Raw genomic sequence first — 22,492 nt, 5'->3', positions numbered from 1 at the left:
ACTGGCCCGGTGAAGTTCGCTCGCACCCTTCGACGGAACAGCACCGAGGTCGAGAAGCGTCTGTGGTCGATCCTCAGAGACCGACGGCTGGCTGGCCACAAGTTTCGCCGGCAGGTGCCGATCGGGCCTTATGTCGCCGACTTCGCCTGCTTCGACGCCAGGCTGGTCGTCGAACTGGATGGCAGCCAGCATCTTGAGGATGCCGCTAGAGACACGCGTCGAGACGCGGAACTGGCGAGGCGAGGCTTCGAAGTTCTGCGGGTCTGGAACAGCGAGGTCAGCGATAACCGCGACGGTGTACTGGACCTGATCTTTGACGCGCTTTCACGTCGCGCCGCCCCACCCTCATCCGGCCTTCGGCCACCTTCTCCCATCAAGGGAGAAGGTCACGCCGCGCCATCCGAGCTCTACGAAGACAAGAAGTAATGCCCATCAAATTCGCGGCCATTGGCCTCAACCATTCCCATATCTACGGGCAGGTGAACCTGCTGTTGCGCGAGGGCGCGGAGTTTGTGGCGTTTCATTCGCCCGAGGATGACCTCGCCAAGCCCTTTGCCGAGAAGTACCCGCAGGCGAGGCGCGTGGCCGACCGGCGGGCGATCCTTGAGGATCCCGCGATCCAGCTGGTGCTGACGGCGGCGGTGCTCAACGAGCGCGCCGGGATCTCGATGGAGATCATGCGGCACGGCAAGGACGTGATGAGCGACAAGCCGGGGATGACGACGCTCGAGCAGCTGGGTGAGCTGAAGCGCGTGCAGGCCGAGACCGGGCAGATCTATTCGGTCTGCTATTCGGAGCATTTCGAGACGCGCTCGACCGTGAAGGCGGGCGAGCTAGTCGCTGCCGGGGCGATCGGCAAGGTGGTGCATACGGTGGGGCTGGGGCCGCACCAGATCCGCAACAACCAGCGGCCGGACTGGTTCTACGACCGGCCGCGCTATGGCGGCATCCTGACCGATATCGGCTCGCACCAGTGTGAACAGTTCTTGTTCTTTTCGGGCACGGACACCGATGCCGAGGTGATCTCGGCGACGGTGGCGAACCGCGCCAACCCGGACAAGCCCGGGCTGCAGGACGTGGGCGACATGCACCTGCGCTCGCCCGGCACGACCGGTTACGTGCGCGTCGACTGGCACACGCCGGACGGGCTCGGGACGTGGGGTGACGGGCGGCTGACCATCCTCGGGACCGAGGGGTACATCGAGCTCAGGAAATACATCGACATCGCGGGCGAGCCGGGGACGGACCACCTGTTCCTCGTCGACAAGAAGGGCACGCACCGGCTCAGCTGTGCCAACCAGGTGCTCCCCTATGGGCGGCAGCTGATCGATGACGTGCTCAACCGCACCGAGACGGCCATGCCGCAGGTGCGCGCCTTCAAGGCAATGGAATTGGCGTTGACGGCCCAGAAGATGGCCGAAGTCGGAACGGTTTGGCAGCAATGAGCAGGGTTTACACGGTCGCGGTCGTGGGCGGCGGCATCGGGCGCAGTCACATTGTCGAGGGCTACGAGCCCAACAAGGACAAGTACAAGGTGATCGCCATCTGCGATCTCGATCCCGGCCGCCGCAATGGACTGGCCGACGAGTTCGGCATCGAGAGGCGCATCGAGAACTTCGACGATCTGCTGAAGATGGACGACCTCGACATCATCGATATCTGCACCCCGCCCATGGTCCACTACCCCATGGTGATGGCGGCGCTCAGGGCCGGCAAGCACGTGATCTGCGAGAAGCCGCTGGTGGGCTCGCTCGCCGAGGTCGACGAGGTGATTGCCGAGGAGAAGAAATCGAAGGGCAAGCTGATGCCGGTGTTCCAGTACCGGTTCGGCAACGGCATCCAGCAGGTGAAAAGGGTCATCGACGCGGGCCTCGCCGGCAAGCCCTACGTGGGCACGGTCGAGACGCTGTGGCGGCGCGGGCCGGACTATTACTCGGTGCCCTGGCGCGGCAAATGGAAGACCGAGCTCGGCGGCGTGCTGATGACGCACGCCATCCACCCGCACGACATCTTCACCTACCTGATGGGCGAGCCCAAGGCGCTGTTCGGGCGCGTCGCGACGCGGGTCAACACGATCGAGGTCGAGGACTGCATCTCGGCTTCGGTGGAAATGGCCTCGGGCGCGCTCGCGAGCTTCACGGCAACGCTGGGCTCGGCGGACGAGATTTCCCGCATCCGGCTGGCGTTCGAGAACGTCACCATCGAGAGCGATCACGAGGCCTACAATCCGGGCAAGGCGATCTGGAAGATCCTGCCGCGGAACGACGCGACCAAGGCCGCGATCGAGACGCTGCTGGCCGGCTGGGTGGATGTGCCATCCCGCTTCACCACGCAGATGCGCCTGTTCTGGGACGCGCTCGAGGGGCTGGGCCCGATGCCGGTGACGAGCGCAGACTCGCGCCGCGCGCTCGAGATCGTCACGGCGTTCTATCATTCGAGCGAGACGCGCGAGGAAGTGAGCTTCCCCGTGGGTCCCGAACACCCGAAATATCACAGCTGGCTTCCCGAGGGGTTTGCGTGAGCAACACACAATCGCATCCATTCGCCTCATTGCCGGGCTTGTCCCGGCAATCCAGCCGCTCCGCGTCGGCGGGGCGAAACGACCCCTCCCACGCGGCAGACGCCGCGTGGCTGGATCACCGGGACAAGCCCGGTGATGAGGGGCATGCAGCAAGCGCAGTGTGCGCAGGGAGGCACTGATGTCGACGAGCGTCGTTCTGCAGCAGGTGGTGAAGAAGTACGGCGACGTGGAGGTGATCCATGGCGTCGATCTCACCATCGATCCGGGTGAGTTCACCGTGTTCGTCGGGCCGTCGGGTTGCGGCAAGTCCACCCTGCTCCGCATGATCGCGGGGCTGGAGCCGATTTCGGGCGGCGCGCTGCTGATCGACGGCGAACGCATGAACGAGGTGCCGGCGGCCAAGCGCGGCATCGCCATGGTGTTCCAGAGCTACGCGCTCTATCCGCACATGAACGTCTACCAGAACCTCGCCTTCGGGCTGGAGACGGCGCGCTTCCCCAAGGCCGAGATCGAGCAACGCGTGCAGCGCGCCGCCGAAATCCTGCGCATCGAGCCGCTCCTGAAGCGCAAGCCCAAGCAGCTCTCGGGCGGGCAGCGCCAGCGCGTTGCCATTGGGCGGGCGATCGTGCGCGAGCCGCGGATCTTCCTCTTCGACGAGCCGCTTTCGAACCTCGATGCCGAACTGCGGGTGCAGATGCGGGTGGAGATCGCCAAGCTCCACAACGACCTCGGCAATACCATGATCTACGTGACCCACGACCAGGTCGAGGCCATGACCATGGCCGACAAGATCGTGGTGCTGCAGGCCGGGATCATCGAGCAGGTCGGCGCGCCGCTCGAGCTCTACAACAACCCGCGCAACCGCTTCGTCGCCGGCTTCATCGGCTCGCCCAAGATGAACTTCCTCGAGGCCACGGTGGAAAACGCCGACGGCGCCGGCGCCAAGCTCCGCGCCGGGGGCAGCGAGATCGTCGTCAACCGCGCGGTCGGCGCGGGCGGCGATGCGGTGACTTTCGGCGTGCGGCCCGAGCATATCGGCATCGTCGAGGGCTCGGGCGTACCGCTGGCCGAGGTGAAGGTCGACCTGGTCGAGCAACTGGGCGGCCAGACCATGGTCTACACCACGACCGGCGATGGCCAGCCACTGACGATTGCGGTGGACGGCCAGCGGTCGCTGGCGCTGGGCTCGACGCTGACGGCGTATGTCGATCCGGCGCGGTACCATGTGTTCGCGAAAGATGGGCAGGCGATCTAGGGCCCTTCCCTTCTCCCCTCAGGGGAGAAGGTGGCGCGCAGCGCCGGATGAGGGGTGGGATGTCGTGGCATAGCTGGGAAAGACAGCGAGCCGATGGGCTGCACCCCTCACCCTAGCTTCGCTAACTCGCGACGCTCGTAAGCTGCGCTTGCCCTCTCCCCTGAGGGGCGAGGGGACGCGAGGGGCACGGCCCTGCCCTACATCCCTGCCAGCAGTTCCGCGTTGCCGCCGCTGGCGGTGGTGTCGATGCAGACGTGCCGTTCGCGGATCAGGTGTTCGGCGTCGGCGGGGCGGGTGATGAGCGGGACGATGGCGCCTTCGCGGCGGCTGAGGGCCTGGCGCCAGGGCTTGAGTTCGGCTTCGACGCCGAAATGCATGATCGCATCGACGTTGAGGCCGGCTTCGATCGCGGCGGGCGAGAGCTTCTTGTCGAGGCCGCCGATGGGCTCGCCATTGACGCCCAGTTCCTCGGCGATCTTGACCGCGCCGGGGGCGACGACGAGGACGCCGTTGCCCTGTTCGAGCGCGAGGCTCGCCTGCAGGTGGGCGCTTGCCGTATCGGGGCCGAGACAGAGGACGACGCCGCGCGGCCAGGTGTAGAGCGTGTTGCTCTCGCCGGTCGGGCCCGGCATCTCCTGCTGTGCCGGTTCGATCCCGACGCGCTCGATGCCGATCTTGACCTGGTCGACCGCCGCGATGGCGAAGCCGATCGAGAGACCCGAGAGCGGATTGACGGCGGCGGACGGCTCGAACCGCTCGTGCAGGCGCCAGAACCGCTTGAGATAGTGCGGCCCGCCCGCCTTGGGCCCGGTGCCCGAGAGCGCTTCGCCGCCGAACGGCTGCGAGCCGACCACGGCGCCGATCTGGTTGCGGTTGACATAGATATTGCCCGCGCGGACCCGCTCGGAGACCTCCTCGACGCGCCCGTCGATGCGGGTGTGGAGCCCGAAGGTCAGCCCGAAGCCGGAGGCGTTGATGGCGGCGATGACCGCATCCAGTTCCTCGGCCTTGAAAGTCGCGACGTGGAGCACCGGCCCGAAGATCTCCTCCTTCATCTCGGCGATGCCGGAGACCTTGAGGACGACCGGCGAGACGAACGTCCCCTCCTTGGGCGTGAACAGCCGGTGGAGGACCGCATCGCGTGCGGCGAAGCCCTCGATATAGGCGTCGAACTTGGCCTTGGCTTTCGCGTCGATGACGGGGCCGACATCGGTATCGAGCTCCCAGGGGTCGCCGAGCTTGAGCTCGTCCATGGCGCCCTTGAGCATCTCGAGCGTGCGCTCGGCCGCATCCTCCTGCACGTAGAGGATGCGCAGCGCCGAACAGCGCTGGCCGGCGGACTGGAAGGCGGAGGCGAGGATGTCGCGCACCGCCTGCTCGGGCAGCGCGGTCGAGTCGACGATCATGGCGTTGAGCCCGCCGGTCTCGGCGATGAACGGCGCGCCGGGGGCGAGATGATCGGCCATCTTCTGGTCGATCGACTTGGCCGTGGCGAGGGAGCCCGTGAAGCAAACCCCGTCGATGCGCCGGTCGGAGGTGAGCGCGGCGCCGACGGTGCTGCCCGAGCCGGGCACCAGTTGCACCACATCCTCGGGGATGCCGGCCTGATGCATGAGGCGGACGGCGAGCGCGGCGATCAGCGGTGTCGCTTCGGCGGGCTTGGCCAGCACGGTGTTGCCGGCAACGAGCGCGGCCGCAATCTGGCCGGTGAAGATCGCCAGCGGGAAGTTCCACGGCGAGATGCAGGCGAACACACCGAGCGGGTGGCGCGGCTCGGACGCTTCCGCCTGAGAGGCGTAATAGCGCAGGAAATCAACGGCTTCGCGCACTTCACTGACGGAATCTGCGAGCGTCTTGCCCGCCTCGCGGGCGCAGAGCGCGAAGAACTCAGCCGCGTTGGCCTCATAGAGATCGGCCACCTGGCGCAGCAGCAGCGCGCGCTCGCCGACCTGACGATCGCCCCAGGCCGGGGCGGCATCGCGGGCCGAAGCGATGGCGAGCTCTATCGTCTCGGGGCCGGCGCCGATGGCATCGCCGACGGTCTCGCCAGTCGCCGGGTTGGTGATGGTGTGCTGCTCGGACTGGCTGCCCGCGACGAGCGAACCGGGCACGGCGTGCCAGCGCTTCTCGCTCGGGCGGAAGCGGTTGCGATCGGCGAGGATGTAGGCGACCTCGACCGGATCGGTGAGGTCGTGGCCGCGCGAGTTGTCGCGCTCGGGCAGGAACAGGTCGTGCGGAGCGGTGACGCGGCTCCTGGCCGTGGCGATGGCTTCGAAGGGATCCTGCACCACGTCGGCGGCCGGCACGTCGCGATCGGCGATCATGTTGACGAACGAGCCGTTGGCGCCGTTCTCGAGCAGCCGCCGGACGAGATAGGCGAGCAGGTCGGAATGGCGCCCTACCGGCGCATAGATGCGGGTGCGCGTCCCCTGCTCGTCATGCAGGGTCTGGTGCAGCCGCTCGCCCATGCCATGCAGGCGCTGGAATTCGTACTCGGCCTTGCCGACCTTCAGCACCTCGGCGATGCGCAGCACAGCCGACACGCTGTGCGCGTTGTGCGTCGCAAACTGCGGGTAGATGCGCCTGGTCTTGGAGAGCAGCCGGCGGGCGTTGGAGATGTAGCTGATGTCGGTCGCGGGCTTGCGCGCAAAGACCGGGAAGCCCTTGAGGCCCAGCACCTGCGCCCGCTTGATCTCGCTGTCCCAGTAGGCGCCCTTGACCAGCCGGACCATGACGCGCCGGTCGAGCTTTTCGGCCAGCGCCTCGATCCAGTCGATGACATAGCTGGCACGCTGGCCATAGGCCTGCACCACGATGCCGAACCCGTCCCAGCCGGCGAGGCGCTCGTCGGCCAGCACGGCGGCGATGACGTCGAGCGAGAGGTCGAGCCGGTCGGCCTCCTCGGCATCGATGTTGAAGCCCATGTTGGCGCCGCGCGCCATCATGGCGAGGGCGAGCGTGCGCTCGACCAGCTCGTCCATCACCCGCTCGCGCTTCATGAACTCGTAGCGTGGATGCAGCGCCGAGAGCTTCACCGAGACGCCGGGATTGTCGCGCACCGAGCCTGCAGTGGAACGCGTGGCGAGCACGGCGATGGCCTCGGCATAGGCGGCGCGATAGCGCTTCGCATCAGCCTCGGTGCGGGCCGCCTCGCCCAGCATGTCGTAGGAATAGGTGAAGCCGTTGGCCTCGGCCTTGCGCGCGATGCGGGTCGCTTCCTCGATGTCGCGGCCGAGCACGAACTGGCTCCCGAGGATCTTCATCGCCTGCATTACCGAGGCGCGGATCACCGGCTCGCCGATGCGCTGCACGAACCCCTGGATCATGCCGGCAATGCCTTCGCGATCGCGCAGCACCTGGCCGGTGAGCGTGAGCGCCAGGGTCGAGACGTTGACCAGCGCCGAGTTGGCGCGATCGAGATGCTCGTGCCAGCGCGATGGCGCGATCTTGTCCTCGATCAGGTCGTCCATGGTCGCCGTGTCGGGGACGCGCAGCAGCGCCTCGGCGAGGCACATCAGCGCGATGCCCTCGTGGGTGGACAGCGAGTATTCGGCAAGGAAGGACTCGAGCATGCCGGCCGACTGCCCGGCCCGCACCTTCTCGACGAGTTTCAGCGCGCGGTTGCCGATCGCAGCGCGGTCCGCGCCGCTCAGCGATGCCTCCTCGACGAGACGCGTTACCGTCTCCTCCTCATCAGCGAGGATCGCAGCCCGAATGCGGCTGCGGATTTCGTCGAGTTCGGCCATTGCTGCCCCCGTGTCCATAGTGTGGCACGGCTCGCTGATTTGTGTGGGGAAAATGTGGTGGGACGCGTGGGTTTTTAGTGTCGCTAAAGAGACTTGGGGAGACGGGCGTCGCCGTGAACAGGTTTCGCCGAGGAGGGTCCCTTAAGCGAAGCGAAACCAGGTTGGAAGGTGGCGATTTGCCTGGCCGCCGCCTTGTCTATTGTCGCGGCCGACAAGGGGGCTCGAATGCTCGGCAGGCTGTTGGGATCTTTGCTGGGTGACCGCGACGCATCCACCGTCGCGGCGTTGCGCCGACGGCTGGGCATGGAGCTCTCGGCCACTCTCTACTGCTACGCGAACCGGCACTACATCGTGACTTCGATCATGACGGCGCCGTGGGAGATGATGGTCGAGACCGGCGAACCGACCGTACTGCCGATCGGCACCACGGATGCGGAACTCGGCCAGGTCGCGCTGCACCACCTCGCCGCAATGGTGAAGCGCCGGCCACCGAGCCAGCGCGACCACAAGCTGACCGATTGGCGCGCGTACCAGGTGAGCGGCGCCGCGTCGGTGCGCTCGTTCGCGAGCCGGAGCATGTCGGTCATGCTCGAGACGACGCCGGCAGGCATCTCGCTGTCTGCGCGCGGCACACATGTGGTGGAGGGCTCGCCATGGGCGACAGGCGAGGCAGCAGCAGAGCCGGCGACACTGGGATCGGCGATCCGGCGGGTCATCGCCGAGGCTGAGGCGAAGGTCACCTGACAACCTCGATCACGGGAAAGTGAGCGTGACGGCGCTCAATTCCGGTGATCTGGGAGAGACCGGTCAAAACCCGGAGCTTTCCATGAACAACTTCGTCTTCCTGCTGATCGCCATCATCTGCGAGGCCGCCGCAACGACTGCCCTGAAGGCGGCCGATGGCTTTACGCAGCTGGTGCCGAGCATCATCACCGTCATCGGCTACGCTGCGGCGTTCTACTTCCTGTCGCTGACCCTCAAGACCATTCCGGTGGGTATCGCCTACGCCACCTGGTCGGGCCTCGGTATCGTGCTGATTGCAGGTATCGGCCAGTTCTTCCTGGGCCAGAAGCTCGACCTCGCCGGCATCATCGGCCTCGCCCTGATCATTGCCGGCGTGCTGGTGGTCAATCTCGTCTCGAAGACCGGCGCGCACTAGGCGCGCCGCGTCCTGGGGTCGAGGCGCGGGACTTACGTCACTGCGTAGCGGACGAGAACGAGGCTCGAGTCTTCGACCGGGCCGGCGTCGAGGAGCCTGAGGCCGACCGGCGGCTTGCCTTCGAAGGCGCGCAGGCCTTCACCGACGAGGCCGGCGCCGATCATGAAGTGCAGCTCGTCGACGAGGCCGTTGGCGAGCAGGTGGTTCCACAGGGTGCGGCTGCCGAACACCACGATGTCGCGGCCGGGCTTCTGCTTCAGCGCCGCGACTGCATCGATCGCATCGGAACGGCGGACGGCACGCGCCGGGCCCCAGCCATCGAGGTCGCCGTTGCCGAGACTGTCGGTCACGACGACCTTCTCGGCGGCGGTGTTCAGCCGCGAGATTTCGCGTTCCAGCGGCGGTTGGCTGGCGTCGTCGGCAACGGACGGCCAGTACTGGCGAAAGCCCTCGAACGACTTGCGACCAAGCAGAAGCGTGTCCGCCTCGCGCAGCCGCTCCACGTTGTACTCCGAAAAGCCCTTGTCGAATGGCATGACCATCACGTTGCCATCGGGCCCGGTGAAGAAACCGTCGAGAGATATGATGTTGCAGACGATGAGTTTGCGCATCGACACTATCCCCGTCATTGCCTGGCGGTGATGTCTACCCGCTCGCCGTCATCATCTCCCAATGCCGTGAGGAGCGGAAGAGAGGGATACTGCGGTCGGCGCGGCGGGAGCGCTCGGGGCAGGAATGGCCGGGACAGGCCCGGCCATGGGCAATTGGCGGAGCGGCTGAGCCTCGGCGAGTGCCGATCAGAACTCCTCGTGCGTGCGCGGATCGCCGTCGAACAGGCGGCCGTCGGGGCGCGAGAGCGTGTCGATCGAAGCCATGTCGGCATCGTCGAGCTGGAAGCCGGCGATGTCGAGGTTCTCGGCGCGACGCGACGGAGTGGCGGACTTGGGGATCGGCAGGACGCCGAGCTGGGTGTGCCAGCGGAGGACGACCTGCGCCGGGGTGCGGTTGTGCTTCTTGGCCGCCGCGACCACCTGCGGTTCGGCGAGGAGGCCCGTGCCCTTGCCGATCGGGGTCCAGGCCTGGGTGAGGATGCCGCGCTGCCTGTCGGCGGCGCGCTGTTCGGGCTGGTTGAAATAGGGGTGCAGCTCGACCTGGTTGACGCTCGGGGCGACGCCGGTCCTGGCGATCAGCTGGTCGAGGTGCTCGGGGAGGAAGTTCGAGACGCCGATCGAGCGGACGAGACCGCGCTCGCGGGCTTCGATCATGCCCTCCCAGGCTTCGACGAACAGCTGCTGGCTCGGGTTGGGCCAGTGGATCAGGTAGAGGTCGAGATAGTCGAGACCGGAGCGGAGCAGCGACTCCTCGATGGCCCAGGTGACGTTCGGCTTCTTGTGATGGCGGCCGGGGAGCTTGGAGGTGACGCGGATTTCCTCGCGCGGCACGCCGGACATGCGGACGGCTTTGCCGACGGCGCCCTCGTTCTCGTAGTTCACGGCGGAGTCGAGCAGGCGGTAGCCCTGGCGCAGCGCTTCGGCCATGCCCTCGGCGCCGGGGATGCCGCGGAGCGCGTAGGTGCCGAGGCCGACGGCCGGGAGCGTGGTGCCGTCGTTCAGGGTGTGGTGCGGAAGGGACATGTGATGGTTCCGGGTGATCAAGAACTGTTGCTGCTATCGGCCCCTCATTGCCGGGCTTGTCCCGGCAATCCAGCCGCCGCGCGTCGGCGCTGCGAAAGGACTCTTCTCACGCGGCAGACGCCGCGTAGCTGGATCACCGGGACAAGCCCGGTGATGAGGGACACAAACTAAACACCGTGCGCGGAGACTCAGGTCGCCTTCCCCGTCGGTGGGGCTTCGTCGCCGTTTTCGGGCATGTCGTCGAAGCTCGAGTAGTTCATGGTGTAGAGCTTGGCGTAGAGGCCCTGCTTCTTCATCAGCTGCTCGTGGTTGCCCGATTCCAAGAGCTCGCCGTTCTGCAGGACGATGATGCGGTCGGCGCCGCGGATCGTCGCGAGGCGGTGGGCGATGACGAGGCCGGTGCGGCCTTCGAGCAGGCGCTTCAGCGCGCGCTGGATCAGCATCTCGGTGTAGCTGTCGATGTTCGCCGTGGCCTCGTCGAGGACGAGGATCTTGGCGTCGGCGACGAGCGCACGCGCGAAGCTGATGAGCTGGCGCTGGCCAAGCGACAGGTTGCCACCGCGCTGCTCGAGCTTGGTGTCGTAGCCATCGGCGAGCGACATGATGAAATCGTGCGCGCCGACGGCCTTGGCCGCGTCGATCACCTGTTCGCGGGTGGCCGATTGCTTGTTGTAGCGGATGTTCTCGATCACCGTGCCGGTGAACAGGAACGGCTCCTGCAGCACCATGGCGACCTGCTCGCCGAGCGAGTCCTGGGTCACGTCGCGCACGTCGGTGCCGCCGACCGTCACGGAACCGTCCCACACGTCGTAGAAGCGATGGACCAGCGACATGCAGCTCGACTTGCCCGAGCCGGTGGGGCCGACGATGGCGACCGTCTCGCCCGGGTTCACCCGGAAGCTGACGTTCTTCAGCACCGGCTGGTTCTTGCGATAGCCGAAGGTGACGTTCTTGAACTCGACCGAGCCATCCATCTGGCCGGTGAGCGCCACGGCATCCGGCTTGTCCTCGATGTTGACGGGGACGTCGAGCACTTCAGTGATGCGGGTGCCCGAGCTCATGGCGCGCTGGAACACCGAATACTGCATGGTGAGCGAGCGGATCGGATCGAAGAAGCGCTGGATGTAGAACAGGAACGCGACCATGACGCCGACCTCGACCTGATGGCCGAGCACCATCTGGCCGCCGAGGACGATCACCGTCGCCATCGAGATGCCGGTGAGGGTATCGACGATCGGCACCATCACCTGGGCGAACTTGGCAGCGCGGAGGTGCGCCCGAAGGTTGGCGCGGGCCTTTTCCTCGTAGAGGTCGAAATTGACCTTCTGCCGGTCGAGGCTCTGCACCGTGCGCACGCCGTTGATGCCCTCGGCGAGGGCGCCGTTGGCCGACGAGTTGGTGTGGTGCGCCGCCATGAAGCTGACCTTGGCCGGCGGCAGCCAGAACAGGCGCACGATGAACAGCACCGGCATGGTGGCCATGGTGACCAGCCCGAGCAGCGGATCGAGCCACAGCAGCACGCCGACGATGCCGAAGAGCAGGACAATGTCGCCCACCGACAGCACCGAGGTCTCGAGGAACTCCTGCATCGAGTTCACGTCGCCCATCAGGCGCGACATCAGGCGGCCGACTTCGGTCTTGTCCATCCAGCTGAGCGAGACGCGCTGCAGGTGCTCGAACATGGCGCGGCGCATGTCGAACAGCACGTTCTCCGCCGCCTTGCCGACGACGGATTCCTGGATCCAGCTGGCGACGAAATTGAAGGCGATGGTGATGGCGAAGCCGACCATGGCCCAGAGCAGCACCACGCGCCCGCCGCCGCCCGCCGCCATGCCGGCGTCGATGGCGAAGCGGATGATCAGCGGCAGCGCCAGCTGCGTCAGCGTGAACACCAGCACCGCGGCGACCGAGATGTAGATCTGCTTCTGGTACGGCTTCACGAAGGCCCAGATGCGGCGGACGATCCTGGGATCGTAAGCCTTGCCGAACACCTCTTCCTCGCGGTCGAGGCTGGAGCCCACCACGGCGCGTGGCGGACGCTGGCGGCGGTCTTCGCTCTCGTCGTCGTTGACGGTCACGTCGGTCATTCTGCGGCCTCCAGGGCGTCGTCGCCAGGCTTGACCTGGAGGTCGTAGAGGGCACGGTAGCGGCCCCCGAGCGCGAGCAGTTCTTCATGCGTGCCACGCTCGACGATGGCGCCGTCCTCGATGAAGAGGATCTGGTCGGCGTGCATCAGCGAGCTGAGGCGGTGCGAGATGATGAGGGTGACGCGGTCCTTGGCGAACCGCTTCATCGCCGTGCGGATGCGCTGCTCGGTGCCGGCATCGACCGCGGCGGTCGAGTCGTCGAACACCATCACCGAGGGGCGCAGCATCAGCGAGCGCGCGATGTTGAGACGCTGGCGCTGGCCGCCCGACAGCGACACGCCGCGCTCGCCCACGATGGTCTCGTAACCGGTGGGCAGCCCGATGATGTAGTTGTGCAGCTGCGCGAACTCGGAAGCGCGCGCGATGCGGCCCTCCTTCGCCCACGGATCGCCATAGGCGATGTTGTTCTCGATGTTGGTGGTGAACAGGAACGAGTCCTGCTGCACCACGGCCACCGACTGGCGGAGGCTGCCGAGCGTCACGTCGCGGACATCCTGCCCGTCGATGGTGACCTTGCCGCCATCCACGTCGTAGAAGCGCGGGATCAGGTGGGCGATGGTCGACTTGCCCGAACCGGGGCGGCCGACGATGCCGATGGTCTCGCCCTTCTTGCCTTCGAAGCTGACACCCTGCAGCACCTTGCGGGCGGGGGCGCTCGGATAGGCGAAATCGACATTCTCGAACCGCACGGTGCCTTCGGTGACCACCAGCGGCTTGGCGCCCGGCTTGTCCTTGATCTCGATATCGAGGTCGAGGAAGGCGAACAGGCGATTGCCACAGGTCGAGGCGCGGGCGAACGAGTTGACGAGCAGGCCGAGCTGACGCACCGGCATCTGCAGGATCGTCATGAAGGTGAGGAAGGTCGCGAGCGTACCGACGGTCATCTCGCCGGCCAGCACCTTCTCGCCGCCGACCCAGAGCACCAGGCCCATCGACAGCAGGAAGCTGATGTTCATCAGCGAGGTGCTGGAAACGCGGATATCGACGCGCCTGTGGGCCAGCGCCAGCGCCGCGTCCGAGGCCTCGTCATACTTCTTCAGCTCGTGGTCCTGGCCGGCAAAGGCGCGGACCACGCGGATGCCGCCGAGGTTCTCTTCCATGACGCGGGAAAGGTTCTGCAGCATTTCCTGCAGCTTCAGCCAGGTGGCGCGCAGCGTCAGCTGGGTCTTGGACGAGTTCCAGGCAACGAACGGCGCGAAGCTGAGGGCAAGGCAGCCGAGCAGCAGGTCGGTCGACATCATCATGTAGGCGCCGACGCCGATCAGGATGCCGAGCAGCACGACGCGCAGCACGCCCGTGGCAAAGAACATGCGCACGCCCTCGAGATCGAGCATGCCCACGGTGATCAGGTCGCCGGTATGGACCTTGTCGTGGTACGAGAAGCTCAGCCGCTGGATCTTCTCGTAGACCGCGAGGCGGAGCTCATAGGCCGTGTGATGGCCGACCGCTTCGCCAAAGTAGTTCATGGTCATCGTGAAGATGCCGCGGCCGATCGAGACAACCAGCAGGATCCACGCCGTGGTCCACAGCGCATCCACCGCCCCTGCCCCATCGAGCACGCCCTCGGCCTGATCCACCGCCTGGCCAAGCAGCCGAGGCACCCACAGCTGCAGCACGCACATGATGATGGTGGAGGCGAGGGTAATGATGACCATCCAGGGATGGCGCCAGGTGAGGACCATGATGCGCCATAGCGTGGTCAGTCCCTTGCCGGCCTGCGTGGCGACGACATGTGACATTGCATCGCCAGGTGAATAGGCGCTGCGCGGAGCATTCGAGCTCAATTTGCGGGTCCAGACATTATACAGCAGGGCCGCCTTCCGCCGGAATATTGGCGGTCGGATTCGGCCAGGAAGAACCTGAGGAAGGCCTTTCTCTTCGCGCCGATTTGCGTTCGGTTCAAGGCAGATATGCAAGCGCGGGGGCCGTCTTTCGTATGACTGACACATTGGCTCGTGTAGCGTTGCAGGAATGCAACCTAGTGCGAGCGGCAACGTTGCGTGGCCATGGCGCGCGAAGACCCCCCGATGAGCAATCCTGACCGCGACGAACCGGCCGAGGACGACGTCTTCCGCGAAGCCGTTCGCCGCACCGCCTACTTCCTGTGGGAGCAGGCCGGCCGCCCCCATGGCCGGCACCAGGAATACTATCTGCAGGCGCTCGAGCAGCACCGGCGCAACCGCAAGTACGACGATTGGCTGAAGGACGACCCCGACGGCAACCGCGACTAGCGGGCGGGCCGCCCCATGGCGAGCCGGACGAGGCGCCCCGCCCCTACCCCGATGACGCCGCCGGCGATCTTGACGCCCAGATCGAGCAGGCGCCCGTGCCGGCCGTGGGCCATCAGTTGCAGCGCCTCGAAGGCCACCGCCGACGCGATGACGATCGCAAGGATGAGCCAGACCCGGCGCGGATAGGCGAGCGCGAACACGAAGCCCAGGAGCCCGAAGGTCGCGAACCGCTCGAGATTGGGCGAGAACCCGCTGACCGGCCGGAAGCCGATGGGCGCCAGCGTGACGAAGGCAACGGCGGCGAGCAACAGCCAGGCGAGGACAGGAAGCAGGCGAAGGAACACGTGCGGGCTTTCGGCTGAGAGGGCGCCAGATGATGCGACGTGGACGACAAAACCGCCACCTTCATGTCGAAGCAAGCCGTGCCGCACGCCCCCTTCCCGCATGGTAAAGAGGCTGGGCCGGGACGAGGCTGCCCTATGGGGCCACGGCTGTGCCGCGACGGCACAGCTGAACCGCCTGCGTTAACACTAAAGTAACCTTCCGGTTTCCAGTCCCGTCGCGGCCAACTAAGACATCCCGACGCCGCGCAGCGCCCGGGACGTGAAACCCGCGAGCCGCTGAAGCGACGACCAGTTTCCCCGGCGAAAACCGGGGACGCGAGGGAGGCGATCCCCGGTGCAAGGCCTCAAGGCCGACCCGGGTACCGATCGCCTCAAGGCCCCGACCCGCTTTGCCCCAGGGTCCCGCCCCGGCGGGAGGCAAGGCGGTGAAGGGGGCCGCAGGTCGATACGCCTGCTTTTCACTGCAATGCGCGGCCCACCCCGCCACGCCCGCTTGACACCCACCCCCACCAAACCTAATAAGGCGCCGCGCATAGCGCCCCGCGGCGGCCCAGCCCGCCCGCACTACGGGGCGGAGTAGCTCAGTTGGTTAGAGCAGCGGAATCATAATCCGTGTGTCGGGGGTTCAAATCCCTCCTCCGCTACCACCGTTTTTCAGTATGACTTTGAAACATATCGCAATTTGCGAACGGGAAAGCTCATATCCCATCATCCATCCCCACTGTTGCCAAGAAATCCAACCTGCGGGGAGCGGTTACAGAACAAGGCCGTTCGTGATTAGTGTCGAGCATGGACCAACTCCACTACATGCGCGAAATACGCTCGCCTGCCGACTTTACCGTCGCCGACCTCGACGCGTTTGCAGCGTGCGTACAGAGAGGCGGTAGGGTCGGTGCGGGAGTTCGCAAGCGGTAGCAGCGGGCTACCCATACGAGTTCGGTTGGGTTTTCATGACCCAGGAGCATCGCAACGCGAAGCTGATCTCCCCCCTCTCTAGGGATTTGATCGTCCGTGCCGGACAAAAGGGCATCTTCTCGACGACGCAGACAACCAACGCCCCAATGACCCACATACTTGGGAATAACGGGTTCTTTCAGGACGGCACAACGTTCAGCTCGGACATCGGCGATGGCGAATTGGTTTTGTATTTGCGATCGGCCAGCCCGAGGTAGATATTTGCTTGACATCTGTTAGTTCATGGGCAACGGAACGGGAAGCAATGCTACATCGTCAGATTGAGCGCATCAGATCATACACGCAGGCCAACAACGACCTGCTCAGGGCCCACCACTTTCTCTACGACCTGCCACTAGACCGATCATCGCAGACTTTCGAGTTCCTTGTGATGGGGATCAATCCCGGAGAGCAAAAGGGCGACTGGGAAGCCTGGCCGAAGCCGACTGAGGAAACCAGCCTCTTTGATTTCAGAGAGCGGTTGGGGCGCAGGCCACCAGCCTCCGAGCGATGGCGTTCGCTCGTGGAGTATTTCTGCGGCACCACCAATGTGGTTATGTCGGAGTTCTTTCTCTGGAGTTCCGTGAACAGCGATGCGGCCTTCACGGAAAAGTTCACAGTACCAATCCAGCGCTCACCGCATCTGCCGTTTTGCGCTGAGGTAAACTTAGAGCTGGTTCGCCATTACGCGGTACGCGCTGTGGTTGCTCCCGGTCTCAAGTCCATCAGGCTGTTCGCAGAGCCGTACGGTCTACGACATGTCCGTACCATTCCTGCAGGAAACGGGCACACCTTGGTCGAACACTTTGATCGAGAAGGAACTCCATGGCTGTTCACAAAACACTGGAGTGCAGCCTTCGGCTTTTCGACCGATCAGCGTGAGCGCATCCGGGACTATATCGCCGAGGTTTCCCCTCCGCACGAAGCATCACCGGCCAAGCTGGGGCGAAAGCCGTCCTTTGCATGGCGGCAGTTCGTGGCCTTCCGGGAGGCTCTCGCCTTTGGCTTTGGGCGGGGACGAAGATGAGGCCACTACCACCGGCTGCCCATTGGGTAGCAGGCCCACAGGCGCACGCGTTGGCCTTCGGTCACGCCGACGTCACAGAGGCCGTCCAGCCGACCGGGCGTTCACATCCAGAGCTCCACGAATGCAGGCACCGCGACGGCCGTGCCGGGCGTGACATTGCTGTCACGCCAGCGTCACATCAGGCTCCCGTCCGCGATACGAACACCGTGATGTAAGGGTAGGGAAGAGACGAGCCCTCGGGAAGCATTGGGCCGTGGGTGACTGACACGACGGTGCCAAATTCGCCTACGTGCTCACCGACGCGAGGTGGCGCCAGGAAGTAGGCAACGTGGCCTTGTGGGCGCTCCTCTATCTCCTCCACCACAACGATGTCGCAGCGTATCCAGGAGGGCGCGGAGGGGGTCAGGGGACGGCGGTTCAGCTTTTCCAGGTCCGCCATGATCTGGTCGGCTATCTCGTCTTTCGGCATCAGGCTCCCCCATCGCGCGGGAACACTATCGCCGCCAGACCGCCGTTTCCAGCCTGCCGCCTTCACACAACCAAAACGGGAAGATCTTTGGCCGACCGTTCAATCTGTCGCCCGGGCGTCAGGTGGGCCGAGTGCCCGCCTGGCTCAGGGCCACGGCGAGGATGATGATTCCGCCGCGTGCGATGAGTTGCTGGGAATATTCAAGACCCATCAGGATCAGGCCATTGTTGATGACGCCGATCATCAGCGCGCCGATGATCGAGCCCACGACGGTGCCCTTGCCGCCGAAAAGGCTCGTTCCGCCGAGCACCACGGCCGCGATCACCGACAATTCGTCTCCTTCGCCGAGCTGGAAGCGCCCAGTCTGCAACCGGCCGGCATAGAGCATGCCGGCAAGCGAGGCGGTGACGGCGGAAATGACGATGACCCAGAGCTTTATCCGGCCGGTATTGATGCCGCTATAGCGCGCCGCCACGACATTGCCGCCGACGGCCAGGACCTGCCGGCCGAACTTGGTGCGCCGCAGCACGATATGGCCGATGACACCGATCACCAGCATCCAGAGCAGCAGCGTGGGGATCGGCCCGATATTGCCGCCGCCAAAAATGGCCGGATAGGTCCGGTCCAGTACGGGAATGGCGGCAGTGCCGGAAATCCACATGGCCGTGCCCTTGGCGATACCCATCATGGCGAGGGTCGTGAGGAAGGTCGGAATCATCAGCCGCGTCGACAGCAAGCCGTTGATCAGCCCGACGGTTACGCCGGTCATGATGCCCGCTGCGATGCCAGCAGGCAGCCCGCCCCAGGCGACGGCCATGGCCGTCGTGACCGAGGCCAGCCCCGCCACCGCACCGACCGACAGGTCGATCTCGCCCGAGGACAAGACCAGCGTCATCGCCACCGCCATCACCGCGATCATCGCGGTCTGGCGGGCGATGTTGAGGATGTTGTTGGGCTCCAGGAACCCCTTGTCGTGGAGGGTGAGGGCAAAGAACAGGAACACGACGACGAAGCCGATATAGATGATGTTCTGCCGCCACGTGCGCTTGAAATAGCCGAGCGGCGTTTCGCGGCCTGCCACCGCCATGGTGTCAGCCATAGTTTCCTCCTCGCTGCACGATCAGCTGCAGCTTCTGTTCGGCGCGCAATTCGGCTGCGTCGCCGGTCGTGGTCAACAGGTCCGCCTTCTCGATCGTTTCGACGAGGCGCCCGCCCGACATCACCGCGATGCGGTCGCTGACCGCCGCAAGTTCGGCAAGTTCGGACGAAATGAAGATGATGGACTTGCCCTCCCCGGCCAGCGCGCGCACGAGGCGCAGCACTTCCCCCTTGGAGCCGATATCGATGCCGGCCGTGGGTTCGTCCATGATGAGAATATCGGGATCGGTCGCCAGCCACTTGCCGATGACGATCTTCTGCTGATTGCCGCCCGAGAGGGAATTGGCCGCCGCTTCCCGCGATGCCGTCTTGATGGCAAGGCGCTTGATCAGCTCATCCGTCGTCCTGCGCGATTTCACCCGATCGACAAACGGCGTCGCACCGAGCCGCTTGAGGATCGGCAGCTCGATATTGTCCTGGATGGAATGGGTCAGCACCAGCCCCTGCCGGCGCCGGTCCTCCGGCACGAGGGCAAGGCCAAGTTCGGTCGCCTGGCGCGCCGAACCGATGGACACGGCTTGCCCCCGCAGGGTGATGGTGCCGCGGGCGATCGGCTCGAGTCCGAACAGCATGCGCGCGAGCCGGCTGCGACCGGCCCCGAGCAGACCCGCAATCCCCAGCACCTCGCCGCGTCGCAGCGAAAAACTGACGTCTCCGCCCTGCCGCAGCTTGCTCGCAAGGTTCTCGACCCTCAGGATCACGTCATCCTGCGCCGTGGTTTCGGTCGTAAATTCCGACAGGTCACGGGTTTCCTTGCCCATGATGTCGGCAATCAGCGTCGCCAGGGTGTAATTTGCGATGGGACGGCTGTCGATCAGCCGCCCGTCGCGCAGCACTGTCGCATGGTCGGCAATGCGAAAGATCTCGTCCATGCGGTGGCTGACATAGATGATCGCCTTGCCTTCGCTCTTGAGTCGCCGCAGCAGGTCGAACAGAATATCCACTTCGCTCGCGGTCAGGGCCGAGGTCGGCTCGTCGAGCACCAGCACTTCGGCATTCTGCGACAGCGTCTTGGCGATTTCGGTCAGTTGCTGCTGGCCGGTGGAGAGGTCCGCCACCATCGCAGCGGGATCGACGCTCACGCCCATCGAAGCGAAGATCTCCGCGCTACGCCGCTCCATGGCGCGATCGTCGATCAGCCCTGCCGGGGTCAGCGGTTCGCTGGCGAGAAAGACGTTCTGCGCCACGCTCAGCGTCGGCACCAGGCTCATTTCCTGGAAGATCATGCCGATGCCCTTTTGCCGGGCCAGTTGCGGCGAGAGGCGGTCAAACGCCTCTCCCCCTATGGCGATGCTGCCGCTATCGGGCGCCTGGACACCCCGCAGGATCTTGAGAATGGTGGACTTGCCCGCACCGTTCTCGCCGAGCAGGGCGTGGATTTCGCCACGCCGCACGCTCAGGCTCACCTCCCGCAGCGCATGGACGCCGCCAAAGCGCTTGGAGATGGCATTCATCTCCACCGCGGTCGGCTGAGCCGCCATGTCGGTCACGGAATGTCCACCCACTGGCCGCTTTCGCCCGACGCCAGGATGGCATCGGCGATCAGGGCAATGCGATACCCATCCTCGAAGTTGGGCGATGGCTGCTTGCCGGTGACGATGGCGGTGCACAGATCGTAGCATTCCACAATCTTGGTCTCGCCATAGCCGATGCCGAGCGCCGGGATGGGCCAGAGCCCCGATCCGTATGGATGGGCGGGGCCAGTATAGACCGTGCGGAAGCCTCGGGCATCGCCCACGTCATCGGCGAACATGACCTGGAGCTCGTCTCGCCGCTCGTAGTTGAAGGCCAGCGACCCCTTGGTGCCGTGGATCTCGAAGGTGAGGAAGTTGTTGCGGCCATAGGCGTTGCGCGTGGCTTCGATCGAGCCGATCGCGCCGTTGGCAAACTTGAGCATGGTCAGCATTTCGTCGTCGACATCGACGGGAGCGCGTTCGGCGTTCTTGTCGCCGCCGCCAACGCCAAGCTTGTCGACGCCGCCCGACTGTTTGGGGCGCGTGGGAATGTGGGTCTTGACCAGCGCGTTGACGGAAGCGATTTCGCCGACGAGGTAGCGGGCAAAGTCGACCACATGCGTGCCGATATCGCCCACGGTGCCGGAGCCTGCGACCGACTTCTGGAAGCGCCACGACAGCGGGCTGTCGGGATCGGCGGACCAGTCCTGGAGATAGGTGCCGCGGAAATTGAGAATGTCGCCGATGCGGCCTTCCTCGATCAGCTTCCTGGCCAGCGCCACTGCCGGGGTGCGGCGGTAGTTGAAGGCCACCATGTGGATGGACCCGGAAGCCTGGACCGCGTCGAGCATGGTCCTGGATTCCGCGCCGGTCCGCGCCAGCGGCTTCTCGCAGATGATGTGCTTGCCCGCCCTGGCCGCCGCGATGGCGATCTCGGCATGGGAGTTGTTGGGCGTGCAGATGTCGATGATGTCGATGTCGGGCCGCGCGATCACGGCGCGCCAGTCGGCAGAGCCTTCCTCGAAGCCGAAGCGGTCGCGGGCCGTCTCGGCCATCTCCTGGTTCACGTCCACGACCACCTTGCGCACCGGAATGGCCGGCGCCGGCCAGAAGAACATCGGCATGGCGGCATAGGCCATGGCGTGGGCCTTGCCCATGAAACCACCGCCGATCATGGCGACATTGAGCTTCTGCATTTGCTGTCTCGCTTTTGGGGATGAAGCGGGGACGGAAGAGGGAATCCGCCCCCGCATAGGCGCCGGGAGGCGCGCCTAGTTCATGGAGTCACGGATGGTGGCAGGTGCTTCTTTGGAGTAAACCGCCTGCCAGGCATCCAGCAGGTTGGCCTTTTCGACCGGCAGGGCCGGCAGGGCCACATAGGCAGGGGCATCCTTGCCGAGCAGGCCGTAGCCGGCGAGCTTTGCCTCGGTCACGCCCTGGTCGAACGGCCGCTGTGCGCCCAGGCCCTTGATGAAGCCGCCGCGTGCCATGTCGATGGCGACGTTCTCACCCAGGTCGATCGTGGTAATGACCAGGTCGTCGCGGCCATTGGCGCGAGCCGCGGCGATCACGCCCTCGGCCGGCACGTCCCAGACGGCCCAGATGCCGTCGATACCGGCATTGCCCACCATCATGGCCGAAGCGGCGCGGTCGGCGTCACCGGTGAAGTCGGGTCCGCCAATCCCCTGCTCTGCGACGATCTCGATGTCGGGGTAGTTCTGTTCGATGGTGGCCTTGAACGCATCGTAGCGCTGGCGAGTCACGAAGAAGTCCGCGGCGTGGAACACGATGCCGATCTGGCCTTTGCCGTCGAGCGCCTTGGCCATGAGATGCGCCGATGCGACGCCGTTGCCGTAGTTGTCGGCGGAGACGACGCTGACATAGTCCTTGCCCGCAACGAATCCGGCCGGGACGTTGTCCATGAACACCAGCTTGACGCCGGCCTCGGCGGCCTGGCGGTAGGCACTTGCGGTAGCGGTCGGATCGGTCGGGATCGAGATGATGATGTCTGGCTTCTGCGCCAGGATTGTCTCGATGTCGGAGACCTGCTTGGCGGCGTTGAACCCGGCGTCGGTAGTGGCGATCACCTTGATGCCCATGGCCTCGAACTGGGTCTCGAGCCCATTGATCTGAGCCTGGCTCCAGTCGTCGCCACCATAGTGCATGACGATGGCGGCCGTGGCACCCATGGCCTTGATCCGGGCCAGTTCGTCATCGTTCAGGTTGACTTCGGATGCCGAGACCGGCCGCTCGCCGCCCGGGCCGGTGCTCAGTGTCTGGTTGGCGAGACCGGCCAGCGCTTCGTCAGGGCTCTGTGCAAAAGCTGCCCCGGCCATCGTGCCGGCCAGCAACGCTGCGGTCAGCAGCCCCGCCGTCTTCAAGTGTCCCATGGT

The 22,492-nt window shown here is 65.4% G+C and carries 19 protein-coding genes and 1 tRNA gene; 9 read left to right on the top strand and 11 right to left on the bottom strand.

The genetic code is table 11. From position 1 onward, the window contains the following. Window positions 1–9: 9 nt before the first annotated feature. From PRN20_RS16785 to PRN20_RS16770, 4 genes are all read left to right on the top strand, one after another. Window positions 10–426, top strand: coding sequence for an endonuclease domain-containing protein (locus PRN20_RS16785; RefSeq protein WP_273958706.1), 417 nt, complete (start codon window positions 10–12; stop codon window positions 424–426). Further along, window positions 426–1,445, top strand: a complete 1,020-nt coding sequence (locus PRN20_RS16780) for a Gfo/Idh/MocA family protein (RefSeq protein ID WP_273958705.1) — start codon at window positions 426–428, stop codon at window positions 1,443–1,445. Before PRN20_RS16785 ends, PRN20_RS16780 begins: the two co-directional genes overlap by 1 nt. After that, entirely contained in the window at window positions 1,442–2,521 is a 1,080-nt protein-coding gene (locus PRN20_RS16775; protein WP_273958704.1) for a Gfo/Idh/MocA family protein, read from the top strand. The genes PRN20_RS16780 and PRN20_RS16775 overlap by 4 nt, the downstream gene beginning before the upstream one ends. Before the next feature lie 178 nt (window positions 2,522–2,699). Beyond that, window positions 2,700–3,776: an ABC transporter ATP-binding protein gene (locus tag PRN20_RS16770; RefSeq protein WP_273958703.1), complete on the top strand. Its 1,077-nt coding sequence runs from the start codon at window positions 2,700–2,702 to the stop codon at window positions 3,774–3,776. A gap of 197 nt (window positions 3,777–3,973) precedes the next feature. Here the strand turns inward: PRN20_RS16770 and putA are convergent, their stop codons facing one another. Continuing rightward, window positions 3,974–7,522 carry a bifunctional proline dehydrogenase/L-glutamate gamma-semialdehyde dehydrogenase PutA gene (putA, locus tag PRN20_RS16765; protein ID WP_273958702.1) on the bottom strand — a complete coding sequence of 1,183 codons (3,549 nt, stop codon included), beginning with the start codon at window positions 7,520–7,522 and terminating at the stop codon, window positions 3,974–3,976. A gap of 225 nt (window positions 7,523–7,747) precedes the next feature. Between putA and PRN20_RS16760 the strand changes: the two genes are divergently transcribed. Beyond that, the gene (locus tag PRN20_RS16760; RefSeq protein ID WP_273958701.1) at window positions 7,748–8,266 is read left to right on the top strand and encodes a hypothetical protein; all 519 of its coding nucleotides are present in this window, start codon (window positions 7,748–7,750) and stop codon (window positions 8,264–8,266) included. Between the two features lie 82 nt (window positions 8,267–8,348). Next, window positions 8,349–8,681, top strand: a complete 333-nt coding sequence (locus PRN20_RS16755; RefSeq protein ID WP_273958698.1) for a DMT family transporter — start codon at window positions 8,349–8,351, stop codon at window positions 8,679–8,681. A 32-nt stretch (window positions 8,682–8,713) separates the two neighbouring features. On the opposite strand, the gene PRN20_RS16750 is transcribed toward PRN20_RS16755, so the two are convergent. The 4 genes from PRN20_RS16750 to PRN20_RS16735 form a co-directional block, all read right to left on the bottom strand. Then, window positions 8,714–9,292, bottom strand: coding sequence for a dihydrofolate reductase family protein (locus PRN20_RS16750; RefSeq protein ID WP_273958696.1), 579 nt, complete (start codon window positions 9,290–9,292; stop codon window positions 8,714–8,716). A 186-nt stretch (window positions 9,293–9,478) separates the two neighbouring features. Then, window positions 9,479–10,315: an aldo/keto reductase gene (locus tag PRN20_RS16745; RefSeq protein WP_273958695.1), complete on the bottom strand. Its 837-nt coding sequence runs from the start codon at window positions 10,313–10,315 to the stop codon at window positions 9,479–9,481. A gap of 188 nt (window positions 10,316–10,503) precedes the next feature. Next, window positions 10,504–12,402, bottom strand: coding sequence for an ABC transporter ATP-binding protein (locus tag PRN20_RS16740; protein ID WP_273958694.1), 1,899 nt, complete (start codon window positions 12,400–12,402; stop codon window positions 10,504–10,506). Continuing rightward, window positions 12,399–14,201: an ABC transporter ATP-binding protein gene (locus PRN20_RS16735; RefSeq protein WP_273958693.1), complete on the bottom strand. Its 1,803-nt coding sequence runs from the start codon at window positions 14,199–14,201 to the stop codon at window positions 12,399–12,401. Before PRN20_RS16735 ends, PRN20_RS16740 begins: the two co-directional genes overlap by 4 nt. A gap of 288 nt (window positions 14,202–14,489) precedes the next feature. On the opposite strand from PRN20_RS16735, the gene PRN20_RS16730 reads away from it, so the two are divergent. Beyond that, window positions 14,490–14,693, top strand: coding sequence for a DUF2934 domain-containing protein (locus PRN20_RS16730; protein WP_273958692.1), 204 nt, complete (start codon window positions 14,490–14,492; stop codon window positions 14,691–14,693). Here the strand turns inward: PRN20_RS16730 and PRN20_RS16725 are convergent. After that, entirely contained in the window at window positions 14,690–15,124 is a 435-nt protein-coding gene (locus PRN20_RS16725; RefSeq protein ID WP_273958691.1) for a VanZ family protein, read from the bottom strand. The genes PRN20_RS16730 and PRN20_RS16725 overlap by 4 nt on opposite strands. A gap of 483 nt (window positions 15,125–15,607) precedes the next feature. On the opposite strand from PRN20_RS16725, the gene PRN20_RS16720 reads away from it, so the two are divergent. Then, window positions 15,608–15,684, top strand: a tRNA-Met gene (locus PRN20_RS16720). Between the two features lie 572 nt (window positions 15,685–16,256). Beyond that, a complete protein-coding gene (locus PRN20_RS16715; RefSeq protein ID WP_273958689.1) occupies window positions 16,257–17,018 on the top strand; it encodes a hypothetical protein in 762 nt (253 codons plus the stop codon). Window positions 17,019–17,196: 178 nt separating this feature from the next. Here the strand turns inward: PRN20_RS16715 and PRN20_RS16710 are convergent, their stop codons facing one another. The 5 genes from PRN20_RS16710 to PRN20_RS16690 all read right to left on the bottom strand — a co-directional run bounded on the left by PRN20_RS16710 (window position 17,197) and on the right by PRN20_RS16690 (window position 22,489). Then, on the bottom strand, window positions 17,197–17,487 hold the full coding sequence (locus PRN20_RS16710) for a hypothetical protein (protein ID WP_273958687.1): 291 nt from the start codon (window positions 17,485–17,487) through the stop codon (window positions 17,197–17,199). A gap of 118 nt (window positions 17,488–17,605) precedes the next feature. Further along, entirely contained in the window at window positions 17,606–18,586 is a 981-nt protein-coding gene (locus PRN20_RS16705) for an ABC transporter permease (RefSeq protein ID WP_273958685.1), read from the bottom strand. Beyond that, a complete protein-coding gene (locus tag PRN20_RS16700) occupies window positions 18,579–20,126 on the bottom strand; it encodes a sugar ABC transporter ATP-binding protein (protein ID WP_273959044.1) in 1,548 nt (515 codons plus the stop codon). Before PRN20_RS16700 ends, PRN20_RS16705 begins: the two co-directional genes overlap by 8 nt. A 5-nt stretch (window positions 20,127–20,131) precedes the next feature. Beyond that, a complete protein-coding gene (locus PRN20_RS16695; RefSeq protein ID WP_273958684.1) occupies window positions 20,132–21,295 on the bottom strand; it encodes a Gfo/Idh/MocA family protein in 1,164 nt (387 codons plus the stop codon). Between the two features lie 75 nt (window positions 21,296–21,370). Beyond that, window positions 21,371–22,489 (bottom strand): substrate-binding domain-containing protein, encoded by a 1,119-nt coding sequence (locus PRN20_RS16690; protein WP_273958683.1) that lies wholly within the window; start codon window positions 22,487–22,489, stop codon window positions 21,371–21,373. Window positions 22,490–22,492 lie beyond the last annotated feature (3 nt).

Origin of the sequence: Devosia sp. ZB163 (assembly GCF_028613635.1) — a bacterium.
Taxonomy (GTDB): domain Bacteria; phylum Pseudomonadota; class Alphaproteobacteria; order Rhizobiales; family Devosiaceae; genus Devosia_A.
This window is presented reverse-complemented; position numbering and strand designations above follow the sequence as displayed.

Bases quoted from the DNA above. Each gene is read 5' to 3' on its own strand.
- PRN20_RS16780 (WP_273958705.1), top strand. From the start codon at position 426: ATGCCCATCAAATTCGCGGCCATTGGCCTCAACCATTCCCATATCTAC.
- PRN20_RS16775 (WP_273958704.1), top strand. From the start codon at position 1,442: ATGAGCAGGGTTTACACGGTCGCGGTCGTGGGCGGCGGCATCGGGCGC.
- PRN20_RS16770 (WP_273958703.1), top strand. From the start codon at position 2,700: ATGTCGACGAGCGTCGTTCTGCAGCAGGTGGTGAAGAAGTACGGCGAC.
- putA (WP_273958702.1), bottom strand. From the start codon at position 7,522: ATGGCCGAACTCGACGAAATCCGCAGCCGCATTCGGGCTGCGATCCTC.
- PRN20_RS16760 (WP_273958701.1), top strand. From the start codon at position 7,748: ATGCTCGGCAGGCTGTTGGGATCTTTGCTGGGTGACCGCGACGCATCC.
- PRN20_RS16755 (WP_273958698.1), top strand. From the start codon at position 8,349: ATGAACAACTTCGTCTTCCTGCTGATCGCCATCATCTGCGAGGCCGCC.
- PRN20_RS16750 (WP_273958696.1), bottom strand. From the start codon at position 9,292: ATGCGCAAACTCATCGTCTGCAACATCATATCTCTCGACGGTTTCTTC.
- PRN20_RS16745 (WP_273958695.1), bottom strand. From the start codon at position 10,315: ATGTCCCTTCCGCACCACACCCTGAACGACGGCACCACGCTCCCGGCC.
- PRN20_RS16740 (WP_273958694.1), bottom strand. From the start codon at position 12,402: ATGACCGACGTGACCGTCAACGACGACGAGAGCGAAGACCGCCGCCAG.
- PRN20_RS16735 (WP_273958693.1), bottom strand. From the start codon at position 14,201: ATGTCACATGTCGTCGCCACGCAGGCCGGCAAGGGACTGACCACGCTA.
- PRN20_RS16730 (WP_273958692.1), top strand. From the start codon at position 14,490: ATGAGCAATCCTGACCGCGACGAACCGGCCGAGGACGACGTCTTCCGC.
- PRN20_RS16715 (WP_273958689.1), top strand. From the start codon at position 16,257: ATGCTACATCGTCAGATTGAGCGCATCAGATCATACACGCAGGCCAAC.
- PRN20_RS16710 (WP_273958687.1), bottom strand. From the start codon at position 17,487: ATGCCGAAAGACGAGATAGCCGACCAGATCATGGCGGACCTGGAAAAG.
- PRN20_RS16705 (WP_273958685.1), bottom strand. From the start codon at position 18,586: ATGGCTGACACCATGGCGGTGGCAGGCCGCGAAACGCCGCTCGGCTAT.
- PRN20_RS16700 (WP_273959044.1), bottom strand. From the start codon at position 20,126: ATGGCGGCTCAGCCGACCGCGGTGGAGATGAATGCCATCTCCAAGCGC.
- PRN20_RS16695 (WP_273958684.1), bottom strand. From the start codon at position 21,295: ATGCAGAAGCTCAATGTCGCCATGATCGGCGGTGGTTTCATGGGCAAG.
- PRN20_RS16690 (WP_273958683.1), bottom strand. From the start codon at position 22,489: ATGGGACACTTGAAGACGGCGGGGCTGCTGACCGCAGCGTTGCTGGCC.